This window comes from Bacillus sp. KICET-3 (assembly GCF_033261025.1).
In the GTDB taxonomy this organism is placed as follows: Bacteria; Bacillota; Bacilli; order Bacillales; family Bacillaceae; genus Bacillus; species Bacillus sonorensis.
In genome coordinates, this window is record NZ_CP137345.1 from 3,746,593 (window position 1) to 3,762,254 (window position 15,662).

Consider the following 15,662-nt stretch of genomic DNA (forward strand, 5'->3'; position numbering starts at 1 on the left):
TCATACAGATCCATCCAAAACATAAGTTTATTGACATCTATTACAAAAGAAAAGCCAAGGCCAATATGTGAACGGAGATCGATATGTTTCCATCAAGCATGTCCCCGGTTCGTTCTCAATTGCAAGGATGATAATGGGAATGACCTTCCCCTTCAATCTGAACTGTCACATGTTCCAGTCTGAATTCTTTCCTTAGATATTCTGATACTTGTTGCAGAATTCTATCCCTGTCACCATCCTCGCTGACAACCACATGGCAGCTTAAAGACGGAAAATCGGATGTGATCGACCAAATATGAAGATCATGAATATCTTTCACAGACGGAATTGAAAGAATCCCTTTTTTGAGTGTATCGGTGTCGATATGCTCCGGCTTTCCTTCCATTAATATATGAACCGATTCTTTTGTGACTCGAAAGCCGCTTACAAGTACGAGAAGAGCCGCGATGATGCTGGCAATCGGGTCGGCGATGTTCCAATTGAAGATCATCATCAAAAGGCCGGCGATGATCGCACCAACGGATCCGAGCAGATCTCCAAGCACATGCAGGAATGCGCTTCTCAAGTTTAAATTCCCGCTCATGTCCCCTTTCATCAAAATCCAGGCAGCCGCAATATTGACGGCCAGTCCGACAACGGCGATTCCCAGCATGCCGGCGCTTGCAACTTCAGGAGGGCTGAAAAAGCGATGATACGCTTCCCAAAAAATATAAATCGAGATCGCGAGCAATGTGATGCCGTTGATAAAAGCAGCCAATATCTCAAAACGCTTGTACCCATATGTTTTGCTGGTGTTTGCCTCCTTTCCTCCAAACGCAAGGGCAGCGAGGCTTAATCCAAGGGCAGCCGCATCACTGAGCATATGTCCGGCATCGGACAAAAGAGCGAGGCTGTTGGTCATCATTCCGCCGATGAATTCGATCACCATAAAGGCGAAAATCAGGCCGAAGCTGATGAACAATGCTTTTCTGTTGGCGTTGTGGCCATGATGATGGCTGTGCTTTCCATGACTGTGATGATTGTGTGAATGACTCATCATAAACTCCTCCTTTTCAACCCGGGAAGCTTCATTTTAATTATATATGATCATATGTTCATATATTGATTTTATCTCTTTCTATTTAGACGGTCAACCGTTTTCTTCAATCATTTTGCTTCAGGAAGCATGTTTTGGGAAGGAATGAGAAAGGACGGAATGATATCCGTCCCCCCCTTTAACCTGTCATCATCAGATCCAAGACGATTTCCTTGCTTTTTTTGTATTGCTCTTCACGCTTTTTCTCCACTTCAAGACGAACAGCATGGCTTCTCGTGTATTCGCCGTAGCCGATGCCGTGCGACCTGTGCATCGCTTTTTCCATTTCCGCCGTGAATTCAAGGTCAAGCTGGTCTCTGCTTGAACAAATAATGAATCATCCTTTCAGACTTTCCTACATGATACTCATCATATGCACAATATGGCAAAGTTGAATGTGCTGTCTATATACCCGGATATCTCTGAAAAGGCGGAGATTCACCAGCGAAGCCCCGGGGTGTCTGGGCATCAGTGCTTCATTTGCTTGAATTCTTCCATCGCCTGCAAAACGAGTGTCACCGACTGACTCATCGCCGCTCCTCCGCCAAATGCGGCGGTGACGCCGACAGCTTCCAGAATTTCTTCCTCTGTCGCTCCTCCGTCAAGGCACCCCTTGACATGGTAGATGATGCAATATTCATCCTGTGAGCTGATGCTGATGCCGAGAGCGATCAGCTGCTTTTCTTTTTCACTGAGTGCTCCTTTTTTAAAACATTCTTGTGTAAACTCATTGTATTTGGCGGCAATCCCGGGCATTTTTTCTGAAAAGATGCCGATTCCCGCTTTATACTCATGCAATGCCGATTCGATGATGCCTTCTGATTCCTGCTGGTTCACGTGCGCTTCCTCCATTTGTGTTAGATTTTTTCTTTATTATGGACAACTTTTTGCAAAATACGCGCCAAAAAAACCCCGGTTTTAAACAAACCGGGGTTTCATTTTTATTCTGTTACAGGAAGAACTGATCCTTCATATTTTTTGTCAATGAATTCTTTGATTTTATCTGAGTGCAATACTTCCATCAGCGCTTTGATTTTGGCAGAGTCTTCATCACCTTTGCGAACAGCGATAATGTTCGCGTAAGGATTGTCTTTAGGAGACTCAAGCTCGATGGAGTCCGTTTTCGGGTTCAGCTTGTTTTGGATCGCATAGTTCACATTGATGAACACGGCGTCAGCTTCATTGGCTTCATAAGCTTTTGCTGTCATTTCCGGCGTGATATTGTTTTCGATTTTCAGGTTTTTCTTGTTTTCCGTGATGTCTTTCACCGTCGCGTTGACTTTTTCTATACCGGATTTTAATTTGATCAGACCGGCATTTTCAAGCATTGTCAGCATGCGGCCCTGCTCAGCGGCGTTGTTGCTCATGATAATCTTCGCTCCCTCAGGAAGCTCTTTCAACGATTTATACTTTTTGGAGTAGATGCCGAATGGCTCAAGGTGAACCGCACCGACATTCGCAAGTTTGTAATCTTTGTTTTCTTTCATTTCCTGTTCAAGATACGGAACGTGCTGGAAGTAGTTTGCGTCAAGATCTTTGGACGCGAGCGCCTTGTTGATCAGCTTGTAGTCGGTAAATTTCTTGATTTGCAGGTCATAGCCTTTTTCCTTCAAAAGCGGTTTTGCCTGTTCAAGAATTTCCGCATGAGGTGTCGGCGTCGCTCCGACAGTGATGACTTTGCTGTCCTGATCGCCTTGGCTGCTTGAAGATCCGCAGGCGGCCAAAATGCCGGCAAAAATAATGAACAAAGCAGTTAATAAACCTTTTTTCATTTGGATAGCCTCCCTAACGTTTGTCTAATTTGTTTGTTATGAAATCTCCAATAAATTGGATGATAAATACGATGGCTAAAATAAAGATGGTTGCAATTACAATAATATCGGTGTTATTCATTTGAAACCCGTCGACATATGCAAGGTTGCCTAGTCCTCCGGAACCGATCGCGCCTGCCATAGCTGTTGAACCGATAAGCGCGATCGCCGTGACCGTGATGCCTGAAATAAGAGCGGGCATTGATTCCGGCAGAAGAACTTTGAAAATGATTGTCGACGTTTTCGCCCCCATTGATTTCGCCGCTTCGATCACGCCTTTATCGACTTCCCGCAAAGCGATTTCCACTAGCCGGGCATAAAACGGAGCTGAGGCGACAATCAATGCCGGCAAAGCTGCGTTCGGCCCCAAAATGGTTCCCATTATTATTTTTGTAAAGCTGAGCAAAATGATAATTAATATAATAAACGGGATGGACCGGAATACATTGACGACCGCTGCAATCACGGCGTTTACCGCCTTGTTTTGCCATATATTTCCCTTGGATGTTAAGTACAGCAGCAAACCGAGAATAATCCCGATGATAAACGCAAACAAAAGCGATATCCCTGTCATATAAACCGTTTCGTATGTCGCATTCCACAGGTTCTCCATATTCACATTAGGAAACCATTTTTCAAACATTTGTGATCACCTCTGCTTCTACCTGACGGCTCTTGATGAACTCGACCACTCTGCTGACTTCGCCCGCATCCCCGTCCACATGAATGAATAGGGAGCCGTATGCGCCGTCTTGAGTCTGCGAAATTTTCCCTTGAAGAATATTGACTTCAACATCAAATTTCCGGATGATCTGGGTGATAAGCGGCGATTCGGCGGCTTCGCCGACAAATGTAAGCTGAATCGTCTGACCGGTTTTCGTTTCCTCAAGGAAGTGTTTCAAGGTTTCCTTTGTCTCTTCCGGTTCTGTCACCTGCTGGACAAAGCGTTTTGTCATGTCTTCCTTCGGCTTCCTGAACACGTTCAGTACATCGCCTTCTTCAACAACCCTTCCGTTCTCCATGACCGCCACTCTGTGGCAGATTTTCCTGATGACGTGCATTTCATGGGTGATCATGACGATCGTCAGCCCCAATCTTTCGTTGATATCAGACAGAAGACCCAGGATCGAGTCAGTCGTCTGCGGATCAAGCGCAGATGTCGCTTCATCACAAAGGAGTACTTTCGGATTGTTGGCGAGCGCTCTTGCAATGCCCACACGCTGCTTCTGGCCTCCGCTCAGCTGGGAAGGATAAGCATTTTCCTTTCCTTCAAGACCGACGAGCTTAATCAGTTCATCAACCCGTTTTAAGCGTTTTTCTTTTTTCACGCCGGCAATTTCCAGCGGAAACGCGATATTGTCGCGGACCGTTCTCGACCATAAAAGGTTGAAATGCTGAAAGATCATGCTGATTTCCTGCCGCGCTTCCCTCAGCTTCTTCCCTTTAATTTGGCTGATCGTTCTGCCCGCTACCTCAACGGTTCCGGATGTCGGCTTTTCCAGTCCGTTCAAGAGGCGGATCAAGGAGCTTTTTCCGGCTCCGCTATATCCAATAATTCCGAAGATTTCACCTTTTTTGATTGCAAGGGTGACATCTTGGACAGCATTGACATCTCCATGCTTTGACCGATAAACCTTTGAAACATGCTGAAGATTTATCAAAGTCATCACCTGCTTTCTTGCTCTATTCTTCGAGGTCCAATCATATTGATGAAAAAAAGCCTTTCTGCACACATGAGCAGAAAGGCTTTTGAAAAGCTCGGCCTTTCTCTCATCTTTCAAAGCATACGCTTCGCGTGAATTGGCACCATTTCAACGACTGTTGATGGTTGCCGGGTTTCATAGGGCACTTCCCTCCACCTCTCTTGATAAGAGAATCATATATTTTATTTTTGATAATGATGATCGGAATTCTTCAAGTAGGATATCATGTGGAAAAATAGTTGTCAACTATTTTTCGTGAGACAAATGTCCTACCAGCTTCTGTATCTAAAAAACCAAAAAGAGGCGGGCTCCGCCAGCCCGCCGTCCAGATCATACGGAGTGAAATATGTCAATTTTTCAACATCTGAATGTTTATGAATGAAGGTCGCTGTTTTTGAAGAACCCGTCTGTCAGCCATAAAATCGCTTCAAGCTTCAATAAAGCCCTGAAAGAGCCTTTGACTTTGACACTGCCGCGCTGAACGAGCTGCTGTAATGAAATGTCCCCGTGAAGAAGGTCAATAATCTCGCTTTGCTCTCCAAAAAAAGTCAAATGAGCTTTTTCAACAGGCGAAGATTTTTCCATTTCCCCCTGCTCATTAATCATTAATGTGAAAGCTTCTTTTTCTCCTTGAAAGGTGATCAGCAAAGCTGTTGTGGATAATAGAGGTTTTAAAAAAGGAGCCCGATCCTCTCTTTCTACCAATCCTATTTTCTCCAACTGTATAACCTCCCGTCAATTGGTCATACATACAGATTCTCTGTATACAGCGGGAGTCCTTTATGATTTGCTCGACAAGTTTGAAGGTTATTTCCCGAGAAATATGTCAAAAACGCCCTTAATCAACAGCATTTTGTTTAATCGTATCATATAAGTAAGAAACAGAATGAAAAGCGTATTCTTTTTTGACGATGCGGCCATTTTTGTAAACAATAAAGCATGGCACGCTTTCAATTTGATTCTCTTTGGCGAATGTCGGGGAATAATTGAGATTATTTTTATAGAAAGGGACATCCGGAAGCATTTCATCAACGACTTCCAGCATTCTGCCTGCTAGCTGGCAGGTTCCGCAGAATGGAGTATATAAATACAAAAGACATGTTTGCCGGCCAAGCTGTTTTAGATCTCGTTCCTCAAATTCCTGCATAAGTTGAACCGCACCTCAATACTTTCTTATCATAAAAATTTTGCGTTTACCCGGATATCGGCCCGGAAAAGGATCTCTGCTACGTGATGATAAGGTGCAGCAGCGACTTCCTTGTAAACCTTGTCAATGTATAAATGGGACGCTTCTGGCAATTCCCTTTTCAGCTGCCTGCGCAGCTTTTCGCCGGAATCATCGGCATCAACCAAAATATAGACGTCTTGATCATACAGAGTTTCGGCAAACTCATCGAGTTTGGATAGACTGATCGTTCCATTTGTGCAGATGATGTCAAGGGGCTCTTCGATGACATGCTTTACTTTCAGCTTATCGGATTTCCCTTCAACGATTATTACTTTTCCATTTATTGGCACTTAGATCACCTTTTGAGAGAAAAATAGATTCATTTCAAAAAAAAGGCAGTGAACACTTTCACCGCCTGAGCCGATTAACACCAGCCTTGATGATCATCACAATCCACATATTTTGCGTCCGGTTTCTTTACAGTATCAGCCATTTTGTAAAATTTTTGATTCTGGAATGAGTATCCGGACTTTAAATCGTATTGATCCATGCCGGTCATGCGGCCGATCGGTTCATTCTCATGATACAGCTGCATGCCGCCATTTTCAAAACGGCCTTGAACATGTTCTGTTATATCGATTTTCTCTTTTCCCAGCGTCAATTGGACACCCCCCTTATCTCCTAGAGTATCCAAATGACGGGTGATTATCCTAAAATCAGTCTTCTTTAATCATTTCGTCATACTGTTCTGCTGTCATCAGGCTGTCAATTTCTGAAGCGTCAGCAGGTTCAACGACAATCATCCATGCCTTTTCATATGGAGATTCATTTACAAATTCCGGGTTATCATCTAAATCTTCGTTCACTTCAACAACTTTCCCGTTGATCGGAGCATATAATTCGGATACGGTTTTTACAGACTCGACGCTTCCAAAAGGCTCGTCCGCTTTAATTTCGTCTCCTACTTCAGGAAGCTCGACAAAGACGATGTCTCCAAGCTCGGATTGAGCGAAATCGGTAATCCCGATTCTCACTTTGTCCCCTTCTGTTTTGACCCATTCATGCTCTTCGGAATAACGCAGTTCTTTTGGTGTGCTCATGCTAACCCCTCCATATATTGTTTTCATTCTCTTACATTGAAGATATCACATTTTCATGCATTATAACCAGTATGTCTTAAATTCATCTTCTTTAAAACCGACCGTTACCTTCTTGCCGTCAGTCGTAATCGGGCGCTTGATCAGCATTCCGTCCGAAGCCAGCAGTTCGAGCTGTTCCTCCTCTGACATCCCCTGAAGCTTATCCTTTAAGCCAAGCTCGCGGTACTTCTGCCCGCTTGTGTTAAAGAATTTTTTTAATTCAAGTCCGCTTTTTTCATAGAGCTCCTTCAGCTTTTCCTTGCTGGGCGGCTGTTCGGCGATATGTATCCCGTTTACCTCTTTGCCGTGGTCTTCAAGCCATTTTTTCGCTTTTCGGCACGTCCCGCATTTCGGGTACCAATAAAAGTCTAAAGCCATATATTCACCCCTCTCGGTTAATCGAGGCTATTTTAACACAGATCGTTTTAAAAACCTAAAACGTTGCTTTATTCTAAAAGCACTGCAAAGCCCCGCTCGATGGGCGGGGCTTATGGCTTTACACGATGAATTTCTCCGCTTGAAAGACTTCCTTGGCGGCCCGGCGTTTTTTCTCAATGACATTGACAGGTGTAAAGCGGGTCAATTTGCGTAGAGCGGAAAGCATCATCCGCAGCGAATCGCCGGATTCCATCGCAATCAAGGATTCTTTTGCATGACTTTCAATCTCTTGAAAGGCTTCCTGTGTGAAAATCTGCGTGTACAGAATTTTTTGCGCATTTTTTTCTTCGCCTGCGTCAATGACGGCTTTTTCTGTTCTTAAGACGGCCGATTCCATTGCATACACCTGGCTGACAATATCTGCGATGTTGACCAGAATTTCCTGTTCATTATCAATAGCCTTTCCGTATTTTTGCGCGGCCAGGCCTGCGATGAGGAGCGCGATCTTTTTGGCGTTTTTCAGCAGGTACTTTTCCTGATCCAATACGCCGTCTCCCGGTTCTTCAGGCATAAGCATCATCAGCTCTTCCTGAAGCGCCTTTGCTTTTTCAAAAAGCGGCAGTTCTCCTTTCAAGGCTTTTTTCAAGTATGTGCCCGGAACGATCAGGCGGTTGATTTCATTTGTTCCTTCAAAAATCCGGTTGATTCTTGAGTCGCGGTAAGCACGCTCAACTTCGTATTCCTGCATGAAACCATATCCGCCGTGGATTTGGACGCCTTCGTCGACTATATAATCAAGCGTTTCCGAGCCGAACACTTTATTTAATGAGCATTCGATTGCATATTCGGCGATCGATTTTGCCACCTGGCGGCCGTCCTGTTGATCTTCGGCAGAAAGGGTGCCCATTTTGTCTTCAAAAAGCCCGACTGTCCGATAAACAGAGCTTTCCATCGCATACAATTTTGCAGACATATTCGCGATCTTTTCGCCGATTAAACTAAAGCTGGAAATCGGCGTCTGAAACTGGCGGCGCTGATTGGCGTAAGCGGCGGAAAGCTCGATCACCCGTTTGGAAGCGCCGATCGTCCCGACAGCCAGCTTGTAGCGGCCGATATTCAAAATATTGAAGGCGATGACGTGTCCTTTTCCCGCCTCTCCCAGCAGGTTTTCTTTCGGAACGTGCACCTGGTCTAAAATGAGCGTCCGGGTTGATGAGCCTTTAATGCCCATTTTTTTCTCTTCCGGACCGGTTGAGACGCCAGGATAGTCTTTTTCAACAATGAATGCCGAAAAATGTTCTCCGTCTATTTTCGCATAGACGACAAATATATCAGCGAAAGCGGAGTTGGTAATCCACTGTTTTTCCCCGTTCAGGATATAGTGTGTACCGGCCTCATTCAAAACGGCCGTCGTCTTCGCCCCCAGTGCGTCAGACCCCGAACCCGGTTCTGTTAATGCATAGGCGGCAATTTTTTCGCCTGATGCAAGCGAAGGCAAATACTTTTCCTTTTGCTCCTCTGTACCGAAGAATACGATCGGCAGTGTTCCGATCCCGACATGGGCGCCATACGACAGAGAGAAGCTGCCCGCTCTTGAAAACTTTTCCGTGATCAATGCCGAGCTGATTTTATCTAAGCCGAGGCCGCCGAACTCTTCCGGGACATCGGCGCCGAGCAGTCCAAGCTCGCCTGCTTTTCTCAGCAGCTTGACAGAATGGTCGAAATTGTGGTTTTCAATGTCGTCGATATAAGGCAAAACATCGCCGAGAATATAATCTTCCGTCGTTTTGGCGATCATTTTATGTTCGTCTGTGAAATCTTCCGGTGTGAACATTTGATCCGCTGTTACGTCTTCTATCAAAAAGGCGCCGCCTTTTTTCATATGATCCTTTGTTTGTTCCATATTCCCATCCCCTTTTTTAAACTAATTCAAAGACGCCCGCTGCTCCCATGCCGCCGCCGATGCACATCGTCACGACACCGAATTGTTCGTTTCTCCTCCGCATTTCGTGGATGAGCGTCAGAGCCAGCTTCGTTCCCGTACAGCCGAGCGGATGGCCCAGCGCGATCGCTCCGCCGTTTACATTGACTTTCTCTTCATCAATCCCAAGCGCTCTGATGACTTGAATCGCCTGTGATGCAAAGGCTTCATTTAATTCAAATAAGCCGATGTCCTTCAGCTCAAGCCCCGCCATTTTCAACGCGCGCGGCACTGCTTCAACCGGACCGATTCCCATCACTTCAGGCGGAACGCCGCCGACTGCAAACGACCTGAATTTTGCCAGCGGCGCCAAACCAAGCGCATCCGCCTTCTCTCTGTCCATCAGCATGACGGCTGCAGCTCCATCGCTCGTCTGCGAAGAATTTCCCGCAGTAACCGTTCCTTTTGCGGAGAATGCGGGCTTTAAGGTGGAAAGCACTTCCGCCGTCGTCTGCGGACGGACGCCTTCATCGACAGAAAACGTAAACGTTTCTTCCTTTAATCGATGGTTTTCGTCTACTTCTCTGACAGTGACCTCCAGCGGTGCGATTTCGTCTGTGAATTTCCCTTCAGCTATCGCTTTGGCCGCTTTTTGATGGCTGCTGACGGCGAATGCGTCCTGATCTTCCCGGGACACGCCGTATTTCATGGCAACCTGCTCTGCCGTGTGCCCCATTCCCATATAATATTCGGGAGCCGTTTCCGCCAGAGCCGCGTTCGGTCTGACGATATGCCCCATCATTGGCACGATGCTCATTGACTCTGCGCCGCCGGCAATGATCGTGTCCGCTGCGCCGAGCATAATCTTTTCTGCTCCGTATGCAATCGATTGAAGCCCTGAAGAGCAATACCTGTTGACCGTGACAGCCGGCACAGTATGAGGAAGACCGGCAAGCGCTCCGATGTTCCGGGCCATGTTCAATCCTTGTTCAGCTTCGGGTGTGGCGCAGCCGATAATCAAATCGTCGATGTTTCCTTCATATCCGCCGGCTCTTTTCAGTGTTTCTTTTACAGCGTGAGCTCCCAGGTCATCAGGGCGGACTGTTTTCAATGAACCTTTTTTTGCTTTTCCGACCGGGGTTCTTGCTCCCGACACAATGACTGCCTCTTTCATATGTTTCCCTCCTAATTACGCAAAGGTTTTCCTTTCACAAGCATATGCTGCATTCTCGCCTGGGATTTTGGTTCACCCACAAGGCTCAGAAAAGCTTCTCTTTCCAAGTCAAGCAAATATTCCTCTGAAACTTCCGCGCCGTATGGGACTCTTCCGCCGGCAATGACAAACGCCAGCTTTTTCGCGATCTTCATATCATGATCAGAGATTGCCCCGGACAGCATCAAAGCTTCTGCTCCGAGCAGGAGCGCGGCATAACCGGTTTCGCCAACGACCCGGACTTTTTCCTTGACCGGAGGACGGTAGCCTGCTTCATAAAGCGCCAGGACAAGCGATTTCGCGTCGTACAGCAGATGATCCTGATTCATGCTGATCTGATCGTGTGCGGTTAAAATATTTAATTCTCTGGCTTCGTGTGCGGATGTCGATGTTTTCGCCAAGGCAATCGTTTCAAATGTGCGGTTTGCCGCCTGCTGAATATCAGCCTGGCCCCCTTCAGGCAGCCCTTTGATATGATTTAAATAAAGCTCTTTGTTGCCTCCTCCCCCTGGAATCAGGCCGACTCCCGTTTCCACGAGACCCATATAGGATTCACTTGAGGCCTGGACACGCGCTGCAGGCAGGCACAGCTCTGTTCCACCGCCCAGCGTCATGCCGAACGGTGCGGCGACCACCGGCTTTGAGCTGTATTTCACTCTCATCATCGTCTGCTGGAACTGGCGGATGATCATATCAATTTCGAAGTAATTTTCGTCTTGGGCCTCCATGAGCATCATCGCCAGATTTGCGCCGACGCAGAAGTTTTTGCCCTGATTGCCGATGACAAGCCCTTTATAGTTGGCATCCACTTCATCAAGCGCGGCATTCAGCATTTGGATAATATCAAAGCCGATCGCATTGCTTTTCGAATGAAACTCCAGCAGTGCGACATCATCGCCCAAATCTATTAAACTCGCGCCGCTGTTTTTCTTGATGACACCTTTTGTCTCCTTGATGGAAGACAGATGGATGTTTTTCTTGTTTTCCTGAAGCGCCCGATAATCACCGCTTTTGATATCGTAGAAAAACGTTTTTCCATTTTCATGGAGGTAAAATGATTCATGCCCTTTGCCAAGCATCTCCTTGACCCAATCCGCAATCTTCCAGCCGCCGGCTTCAAGTTTTGCCACCGATTTTTTTACACCGATGCTGTCCCACATTTCGAAAGGCCCTTCAGACCAGCCAAATCCCCATTTCATCGCTTGGTCGACAGCTGTTATGCTGTCGGCGATTTTTCCTGTCAGGGCTGCCGAGTATGCCAGGGTAGGCGCCGTGATATTCCAAAGCAGGGTTCCGGCCCGGTCATCCGAATAAACAAGCGCTTTCATTCTTGCCCCGCATCCTTTCATTTGCTTAGCTGCTTCAAGCCCGGGCGTATTTATTTTTTTGCGCTCGCCGTATGTCATTGTCATCGGATCGAGCTCAAAAATGTCTTTTCCTTCTTTTTTATAAAAGCCTTGTTTCGCTTTGCTGCCGATCCAGCCGTTTTGAAGCATGCTGTCAATAAACTCGGGCAGACGGAAAATCTTTTTCTCTTCTCCTTCAACCTGATCGTGCACATTTTTGGCGACGTGTGAAAATGTATCAAGTCCGACGACATCAAGCGTTCTGAACGTTGCGCTTTTCGGCCGTCCGATGAGAGGGCCTGTAATCGAATCCACTTCACCAACCGAATAGCCGCCCTTAAGCATTTCCTGGACCGTCACAAGAAGTCCGTATGTTCCAATGCGGTTGGCGATGAAGTTTGGCGTGTCTTTAGCGACAACCACCCCTTTGCCAAGAACGTCCTCACCAAATGCTTTCATAAAGGACAGTATGTCCGGATCGGTCTCTTCGATCGGAATGATTTCCAGAAGCTTTAAATAGCGGGCTGGATTGAAAAAATGAGTTCCCAAAAAGTGTTTTTTGAAATCCTGTGATCTTCCCTCCGCCATTTGCTTGACGGAAATTCCAGAGGTGTTGCTGCTGACGATGCTCCCTTGTTTTCTGTATTGGTCGACTTTAGAAAACACTTGCTTTTTGATGTCCAGATTTTCAACGACCACTTCAATAATCCAATCGGCTTCTTTGATTTTTTCAAAATCATCTTCCATATTCCCTGTCGTGATATAGCCGATGTTCTTCTTGGAAGTCAGCGGTGCCGGCTTTTGCTTGAGCAGCCTTTTGACAGCCGTTCTGGCCAGCCGGTTGCGGACGTCGGGGTCTTGAAGAGTGCGGCCCTTTTTTTCTTCTTCTTCCGTTAATTCATTTGGAACCATATCGAGCATTAACACAGGAATGCCGATATTGGCTAAATGAGCCGCGATTCCAGATCCCATGACTCCTGATCCTAAAACGGCGGCTTTTCGAATATGCTTGACCATGAATGATCCTCCCCCACACTTTGAATGAATACTCATTCATTTTTGCTTCAAAAAAATAAAACTTCCCTGTCTTCTTCCATCTTAAAAGATTTTGGAAATGAGTTCAATAGCCTTCGTGCAAAATGTCAGAAATTTTTTGAATGGTTGCCGGCAGCCGGGCTTTCGCTTGTTACATGTTTCACGGCTTTTGGGACAGGCTTATACAGAGGAGGTGAAGGCATGGTACGCGAAAGAAAGAACCCTTCTTCTGCGGCAGTCAGCGCGGCAAGCATGAAAGGAAACGCGGGGCCCGACTACAAAAAAGAAAATGCGGGCGGCAAACGCACAAGTCAAAACCAGCAGTATAAAAAGCATAACATAGGTGTTCCTGAAGAACATTAGCCCTTTTTAAAAGCATTGCAATCTTTACGTATTAAAAAACAAAAGGAGGCGTCCAGCATGCAGAATCAGCAGGGAATGACAGCACCGCCGCCAGTCATTTCTACAAAGGATCATTTATATTTGCAGGATATGCTGAATTGGAATTTGCTCGCGATGAAAAAAGCTCATTTTATGGCGGAACAGTGTCAGGATCAGTCGCTAAAAGCAGAGCTTGACCGCGTCGGGCAAATGCACCATAACCACTACAACACGATTCTGGAGCAGCTTCGTCAGGCACAAAACCAGAATCCGTCAGGCTATATGCAATAGGAGGACGAAAGATGAACCAGCAAAATCAGCAAAAAATCGGCAATCAGGAAACCCCCGTTCCAAAGACGAGCGCCATGAATGACAGGGATTTTGTCAATGAACTGCTCACTACCGAAAAATATATCACATCCGCATACTCCACAGCGCTGAATGAACTGAGCCACTCGTCTCTTTATCAGGCCATTCAGCCTCTTTTTCAGGAAGCGCAAAACGCACAGCGGAGATTATACGATGTCATGTTTCAAAACGGCTGGTACAAAGTTGAAGCGGAAGATGCGCAAAAAATCCAGCAGACATACCAGCAGTTTCAATCGACTCTTCACATGCAGTCGCCCTATCAAAACAGCCAATAAAACGAACATAAGCAGAGAGATTGAAGATATCTCTGCTTATTTCTGCTGGTCGGCGCGATGCGCTTCATTCATTTTTTTGATGCTTTGGATGACTTCTTTAATTCCTTCTTTTGCATCTGGATATGTATGATTCCAATGCTTGACGAGCGGCGGCATGCTTTTGGCGATATGCGAATAAACGATCCACATTTTCACCTGTTCCTGAAGCTCTTTATCTGTCCGGCCCAAAAGCAGCTCCGTATATTTTTCAAGGAGTCCGTCCAGCTGCTCCTGAAGTTTCCGCTCCATCATGACACCCTTTCTTTTTGCTTTTTTCTCGGACATGTGCTGCAGGTTACACCGTTTTTGTCCGTTGCATAATACAGACAGCAGGTAGAGCGCGTCTGTTCCTTTGCCTGCCCCGGATAAAATCCGGCAAACGGATGCTCGGACAAGCCAAAAAGCTCAGGCTCCGCTTCATATAACAGAAAATAGAAATCCCGCTTGGCCCGTTTTTTCATTTCCGGATCCGTCATCTCCGTCTGCACCGTGCCATACATCCAAAAAAGGTAAACCGCAATATTTTCCCAAAGAATCCGCTTTGAAATCGAGCATGTCTGACAACATGATGTAATCAGCTGACTCACATGATGCTTGAACACGTCTTCCGTCAGCTTTTTTAGCTGCTCTTCCCGGCTCCCCTCTGCGATTTCCGCCCCCCGGTCAAAATAAAAGGAAGGCAGCCAGCCCTGACTTTCATCATCGATTTCCCAAGACATCAAAGAAGGGTCGCCGGGCAAACGTTTTCCGAAAACAGTAAACAGATAAAAATGAAGCGCGACGAGCATTCCGCAGCTTTTCAGCATCAAAGAGGCGGCAACCTTCTCGTTCGGAGCATTGAGCCGCCCTTTCATCTCGTGCAGATAGCGTTTCAAAAAATCTTCATTCAAAAGCTGTCCGCCCTTTACAGACAGCAAGGAGCCGGTCCGTTTCGTCCCAAGGCGGAAACGAAGCAGAGACTCAAGCTCCTTTTCTTTTAAATTAAGCATGGGATTCAGCTACCTGCTGTACAATGCATCTTCCCCTGCCGTACGGAATACAGTGCGGTGTGCCGAAAAGCGGATCTCTCGTTACTTCACAATCCATTTCAAACACATCCTGGACAAGCTGACAGTTAATAATCGATTCAGGTCTGCCTTCCGCATAAATCTGCTTATCCTTGATCGCCACTAAATGATGCGCATAGCGGCAGGCGAGATTCAAATCATGAAGCACCATCACAATTGTGCGCTTTTCATGTTCATTTAATTCAAACAGAAGATCGAGAATTTCGATTTGATGGGTCATATCTAAATATGTCGTCGGTTCATCCAATAAAATGATATCCGTTTCCTGGGCGAGCGTCATGGCGATCCAGGCGCGCTGACGCTGGCCGCCTGATAATGAATCGACCGTACGCTCGGCAAGCTCTTCCATTCTGGTCGCTTTTAATGCTTTATTGACGGCTTCTTCATCTTCCGCAGACCATTGTTTGAGCCAATTTTGATAAGGATATCTTCCCTGCTTGACAAGCTGGAGAACCGTCAAGCCTTCCGGTGCCGCAGGTCCTTGAGGAAGAATGGCGAGCTCTTTTGCCACCTCTTTTGTCGGAAGCTTGGCGATCGATTTGCCCTCAAGCAGCACAGACCCGCCTTTTGGCTTCATCAAACGCGCAAGAGACCGAAGGAGAGTCGATTTACCGCAGCCGTTGCTGCCGATAAATACAGTGATTTCACCTTTTGGTATCGTTAAGTTTAATTCATCAATAATGATTGTTTCTCCATAGCCTAAGCTTAACGTTTCTGTTGAAATGGCACTCATAAATGAAAT

Annotated in this window: 21 protein-coding genes and 1 riboswitch; of the genes, 3 read left to right on the forward strand and 18 right to left on the reverse strand. The window is 46.3% G+C overall.

Going from position 1 to position 15,662, the window contains the following annotated elements:
- Window positions 1-115: 115 nt before the first annotated feature.
- The 15 genes from R5H20_RS19215 to R5H20_RS19285 form a co-directional block, all read right to left on the reverse strand.
- Window positions 116-1,036: a cation diffusion facilitator family transporter gene (locus R5H20_RS19215; protein ID WP_006638999.1), complete on the reverse strand. Its 921-nt coding sequence runs from the start codon at window positions 1,034-1,036 to the stop codon at window positions 116-118.
- A 178-nt stretch (window positions 1,037-1,214) separates the two neighbouring features.
- The gene (locus tag R5H20_RS19220) at window positions 1,215-1,361 is read right to left on the reverse strand and encodes a YuzK family famiily protein (protein WP_006639000.1); all 147 of its coding nucleotides are present in this window, start codon (window positions 1,359-1,361) and stop codon (window positions 1,215-1,217) included.
- 182 nt (window positions 1,362-1,543) lie between these two features.
- Window positions 1,544-1,927, reverse strand: coding sequence for a carboxymuconolactone decarboxylase family protein (locus R5H20_RS19225; RefSeq protein WP_034325733.1), 384 nt, complete (start codon window positions 1,925-1,927; stop codon window positions 1,544-1,546).
- An 89-nt stretch (window positions 1,928-2,016) separates the two neighbouring features.
- Entirely contained in the window at window positions 2,017-2,847 is an 831-nt protein-coding gene (metQ, locus tag R5H20_RS19230) for a methionine ABC transporter substrate-binding lipoprotein MetQ (protein ID WP_006639002.1), read from the reverse strand.
- Between the two features lie 13 nt (window positions 2,848-2,860).
- Window positions 2,861-3,529, reverse strand: coding sequence for a methionine ABC transporter permease (locus R5H20_RS19235; RefSeq protein ID WP_006639003.1), 669 nt, complete (start codon window positions 3,527-3,529; stop codon window positions 2,861-2,863).
- Window positions 3,522-4,547 carry a methionine ABC transporter ATP-binding protein MetN gene (gene metN / locus R5H20_RS19240; RefSeq protein WP_006639004.1) on the reverse strand — a complete coding sequence of 342 codons (1,026 nt, stop codon included), beginning with the start codon at window positions 4,545-4,547 and terminating at the stop codon, window positions 3,522-3,524. The genes R5H20_RS19235 and metN overlap by 8 nt, the downstream gene beginning before the upstream one ends.
- 106 nt (window positions 4,548-4,653) lie before the next feature.
- Window positions 4,654-4,760: riboswitch (SAM riboswitch) on the reverse strand.
- A 201-nt stretch (window positions 4,761-4,961) separates the two neighbouring features.
- A complete protein-coding gene (locus tag R5H20_RS19245) occupies window positions 4,962-5,309 on the reverse strand; it encodes an SCP2 sterol-binding domain-containing protein (protein WP_006639005.1) in 348 nt (115 codons plus the stop codon).
- 118 nt (window positions 5,310-5,427) lie between these two features.
- The gene (locus R5H20_RS19250; RefSeq protein WP_006639006.1) at window positions 5,428-5,736 is read right to left on the reverse strand and encodes a thioredoxin family protein; all 309 of its coding nucleotides are present in this window, start codon (window positions 5,734-5,736) and stop codon (window positions 5,428-5,430) included.
- Between the two features lie 29 nt (window positions 5,737-5,765).
- Window positions 5,766-6,107: a toprim domain-containing protein gene (locus R5H20_RS19255; RefSeq protein WP_006639007.1), complete on the reverse strand. Its 342-nt coding sequence runs from the start codon at window positions 6,105-6,107 to the stop codon at window positions 5,766-5,768.
- A gap of 74 nt (window positions 6,108-6,181) precedes the next feature.
- Entirely contained in the window at window positions 6,182-6,418 is a 237-nt protein-coding gene (locus tag R5H20_RS19260; protein ID WP_006639008.1) for a YusG family protein, read from the reverse strand.
- Between the two features lie 55 nt (window positions 6,419-6,473).
- Window positions 6,474-6,857: a glycine cleavage system protein GcvH gene (gene gcvH, locus R5H20_RS19265; RefSeq protein WP_006639009.1), complete on the reverse strand. Its 384-nt coding sequence runs from the start codon at window positions 6,855-6,857 to the stop codon at window positions 6,474-6,476.
- Between the two features lie 60 nt (window positions 6,858-6,917).
- Complete coding sequence (locus R5H20_RS19270) at window positions 6,918-7,274, reverse strand: arsenate reductase family protein (protein ID WP_006639010.1); 357 nt, start codon at window positions 7,272-7,274, stop codon at window positions 6,918-6,920.
- Window positions 7,275-7,392: 118 nt separating this feature from the next.
- The gene (locus R5H20_RS19275; protein ID WP_006639011.1) at window positions 7,393-9,177 is read right to left on the reverse strand and encodes an acyl-CoA dehydrogenase family protein; all 1,785 of its coding nucleotides are present in this window, start codon (window positions 9,175-9,177) and stop codon (window positions 7,393-7,395) included.
- Window positions 9,178-9,193: 16 nt separating this feature from the next.
- A complete protein-coding gene (locus R5H20_RS19280; protein WP_006639012.1) occupies window positions 9,194-10,369 on the reverse strand; it encodes an acetyl-CoA C-acetyltransferase in 1,176 nt (391 codons plus the stop codon).
- An 11-nt stretch (window positions 10,370-10,380) separates the two neighbouring features.
- Complete coding sequence (locus R5H20_RS19285; RefSeq protein ID WP_006639013.1) at window positions 10,381-12,771, reverse strand: 3-hydroxyacyl-CoA dehydrogenase/enoyl-CoA hydratase family protein; 2,391 nt, start codon at window positions 12,769-12,771, stop codon at window positions 10,381-10,383.
- A gap of 219 nt (window positions 12,772-12,990) precedes the next feature.
- On the opposite strand from R5H20_RS19285, the gene R5H20_RS19290 reads away from it, so the two are divergent.
- From R5H20_RS19290 to R5H20_RS19300, 3 genes are read left to right on the forward strand one after another with little or no spacing between them, the layout of a single operon-like run.
- On the forward strand, window positions 12,991-13,152 hold the full coding sequence (locus R5H20_RS19290; RefSeq protein ID WP_081605413.1) for a YuzL family protein: 162 nt from the start codon (window positions 12,991-12,993) through the stop codon (window positions 13,150-13,152).
- Between the two features lie 57 nt (window positions 13,153-13,209).
- A complete protein-coding gene (locus tag R5H20_RS19295) occupies window positions 13,210-13,461 on the forward strand; it encodes a hypothetical protein (RefSeq protein WP_006639015.1) in 252 nt (83 codons plus the stop codon).
- Between the two features lie 11 nt (window positions 13,462-13,472).
- Window positions 13,473-13,814: a spore coat protein gene (locus tag R5H20_RS19300; RefSeq protein WP_006639016.1), complete on the forward strand. Its 342-nt coding sequence runs from the start codon at window positions 13,473-13,475 to the stop codon at window positions 13,812-13,814.
- A 36-nt stretch (window positions 13,815-13,850) separates the two neighbouring features.
- On the opposite strand, the gene R5H20_RS19305 is transcribed toward R5H20_RS19300, so the two are convergent.
- From R5H20_RS19305 to R5H20_RS19315, 3 genes are read right to left on the reverse strand one after another with little or no spacing between them, the layout of a single operon-like run.
- Window positions 13,851-14,102: a YusU family protein gene (locus R5H20_RS19305; RefSeq protein WP_006639017.1), complete on the reverse strand. Its 252-nt coding sequence runs from the start codon at window positions 14,100-14,102 to the stop codon at window positions 13,851-13,853.
- Window positions 14,102-14,842, reverse strand: coding sequence for an IucA/IucC family C-terminal-domain containing protein (locus R5H20_RS19310; RefSeq protein WP_006639018.1), 741 nt, complete (start codon window positions 14,840-14,842; stop codon window positions 14,102-14,104). The genes R5H20_RS19305 and R5H20_RS19310 overlap by 1 nt, the downstream gene beginning before the upstream one ends.
- Window positions 14,835-15,653: an ABC transporter ATP-binding protein gene (locus R5H20_RS19315; RefSeq protein WP_006639019.1), complete on the reverse strand. Its 819-nt coding sequence runs from the start codon at window positions 15,651-15,653 to the stop codon at window positions 14,835-14,837. Before R5H20_RS19315 ends, R5H20_RS19310 begins: the two co-directional genes overlap by 8 nt.
- Between the last annotated feature and the right edge of the window lie 9 nt (window positions 15,654-15,662).

What these genes read in the sequence shown, in the direction of transcription:
- R5H20_RS19215 (WP_006638999.1), bottom strand. Translation starts at nt 1,036, where the DNA reads ATGAGTCATTCACACAATCATCACAGTCATGGAAAGCACAGCCATCAT.
- R5H20_RS19220 (WP_006639000.1), bottom strand. Translation starts at nt 1,361, where the DNA reads ATGGAAAAAGCGATGCACAGGTCGCACGGCATCGGCTACGGCGAATAC.
- R5H20_RS19225 (WP_034325733.1), bottom strand. Translation starts at nt 1,927, where the DNA reads ATGGAGGAAGCGCACGTGAACCAGCAGGAATCAGAAGGCATCATCGAA.
- metQ (WP_006639002.1), bottom strand. Translation starts at nt 2,847, where the DNA reads ATGAAAAAAGGTTTATTAACTGCTTTGTTCATTATTTTTGCCGGCATT.
- R5H20_RS19235 (WP_006639003.1), bottom strand. Translation starts at nt 3,529, where the DNA reads ATGTTTGAAAAATGGTTTCCTAATGTGAATATGGAGAACCTGTGGAAT.
- R5H20_RS19250 (WP_006639006.1), bottom strand. Translation starts at nt 5,736, where the DNA reads ATGCAGGAATTTGAGGAACGAGATCTAAAACAGCTTGGCCGGCAAACA.
- gcvH (WP_006639009.1), bottom strand. Translation starts at nt 6,857, where the DNA reads ATGAGCACACCAAAAGAACTGCGTTATTCCGAAGAGCATGAATGGGTC.
- R5H20_RS19270 (WP_006639010.1), bottom strand. Translation starts at nt 7,274, where the DNA reads ATGGCTTTAGACTTTTATTGGTACCCGAAATGCGGGACGTGCCGAAAA.
- R5H20_RS19275 (WP_006639011.1), bottom strand. Translation starts at nt 9,177, where the DNA reads ATGGAACAAACAAAGGATCATATGAAAAAAGGCGGCGCCTTTTTGATA.
- R5H20_RS19280 (WP_006639012.1), bottom strand. Translation starts at nt 10,369, where the DNA reads ATGAAAGAGGCAGTCATTGTGTCGGGAGCAAGAACCCCGGTCGGAAAA.
- R5H20_RS19285 (WP_006639013.1), bottom strand. Translation starts at nt 12,771, where the DNA reads ATGGTCAAGCATATTCGAAAAGCCGCCGTTTTAGGATCAGGAGTCATG.
- R5H20_RS19290 (WP_081605413.1), top strand. Translation starts at nt 12,991, where the DNA reads ATGGTACGCGAAAGAAAGAACCCTTCTTCTGCGGCAGTCAGCGCGGCA.
- R5H20_RS19295 (WP_006639015.1), top strand. Translation starts at nt 13,210, where the DNA reads ATGCAGAATCAGCAGGGAATGACAGCACCGCCGCCAGTCATTTCTACA.
- R5H20_RS19300 (WP_006639016.1), top strand. Translation starts at nt 13,473, where the DNA reads ATGAACCAGCAAAATCAGCAAAAAATCGGCAATCAGGAAACCCCCGTT.
- R5H20_RS19305 (WP_006639017.1), bottom strand. Translation starts at nt 14,102, where the DNA reads ATGGAGCGGAAACTTCAGGAGCAGCTGGACGGACTCCTTGAAAAATAT.
- R5H20_RS19310 (WP_006639018.1), bottom strand. Translation starts at nt 14,842, where the DNA reads ATGCTTAATTTAAAAGAAAAGGAGCTTGAGTCTCTGCTTCGTTTCCGC.
- R5H20_RS19315 (WP_006639019.1), bottom strand. Translation starts at nt 15,653, where the DNA reads ATGAGTGCCATTTCAACAGAAACGTTAAGCTTAGGCTATGGAGAAACA.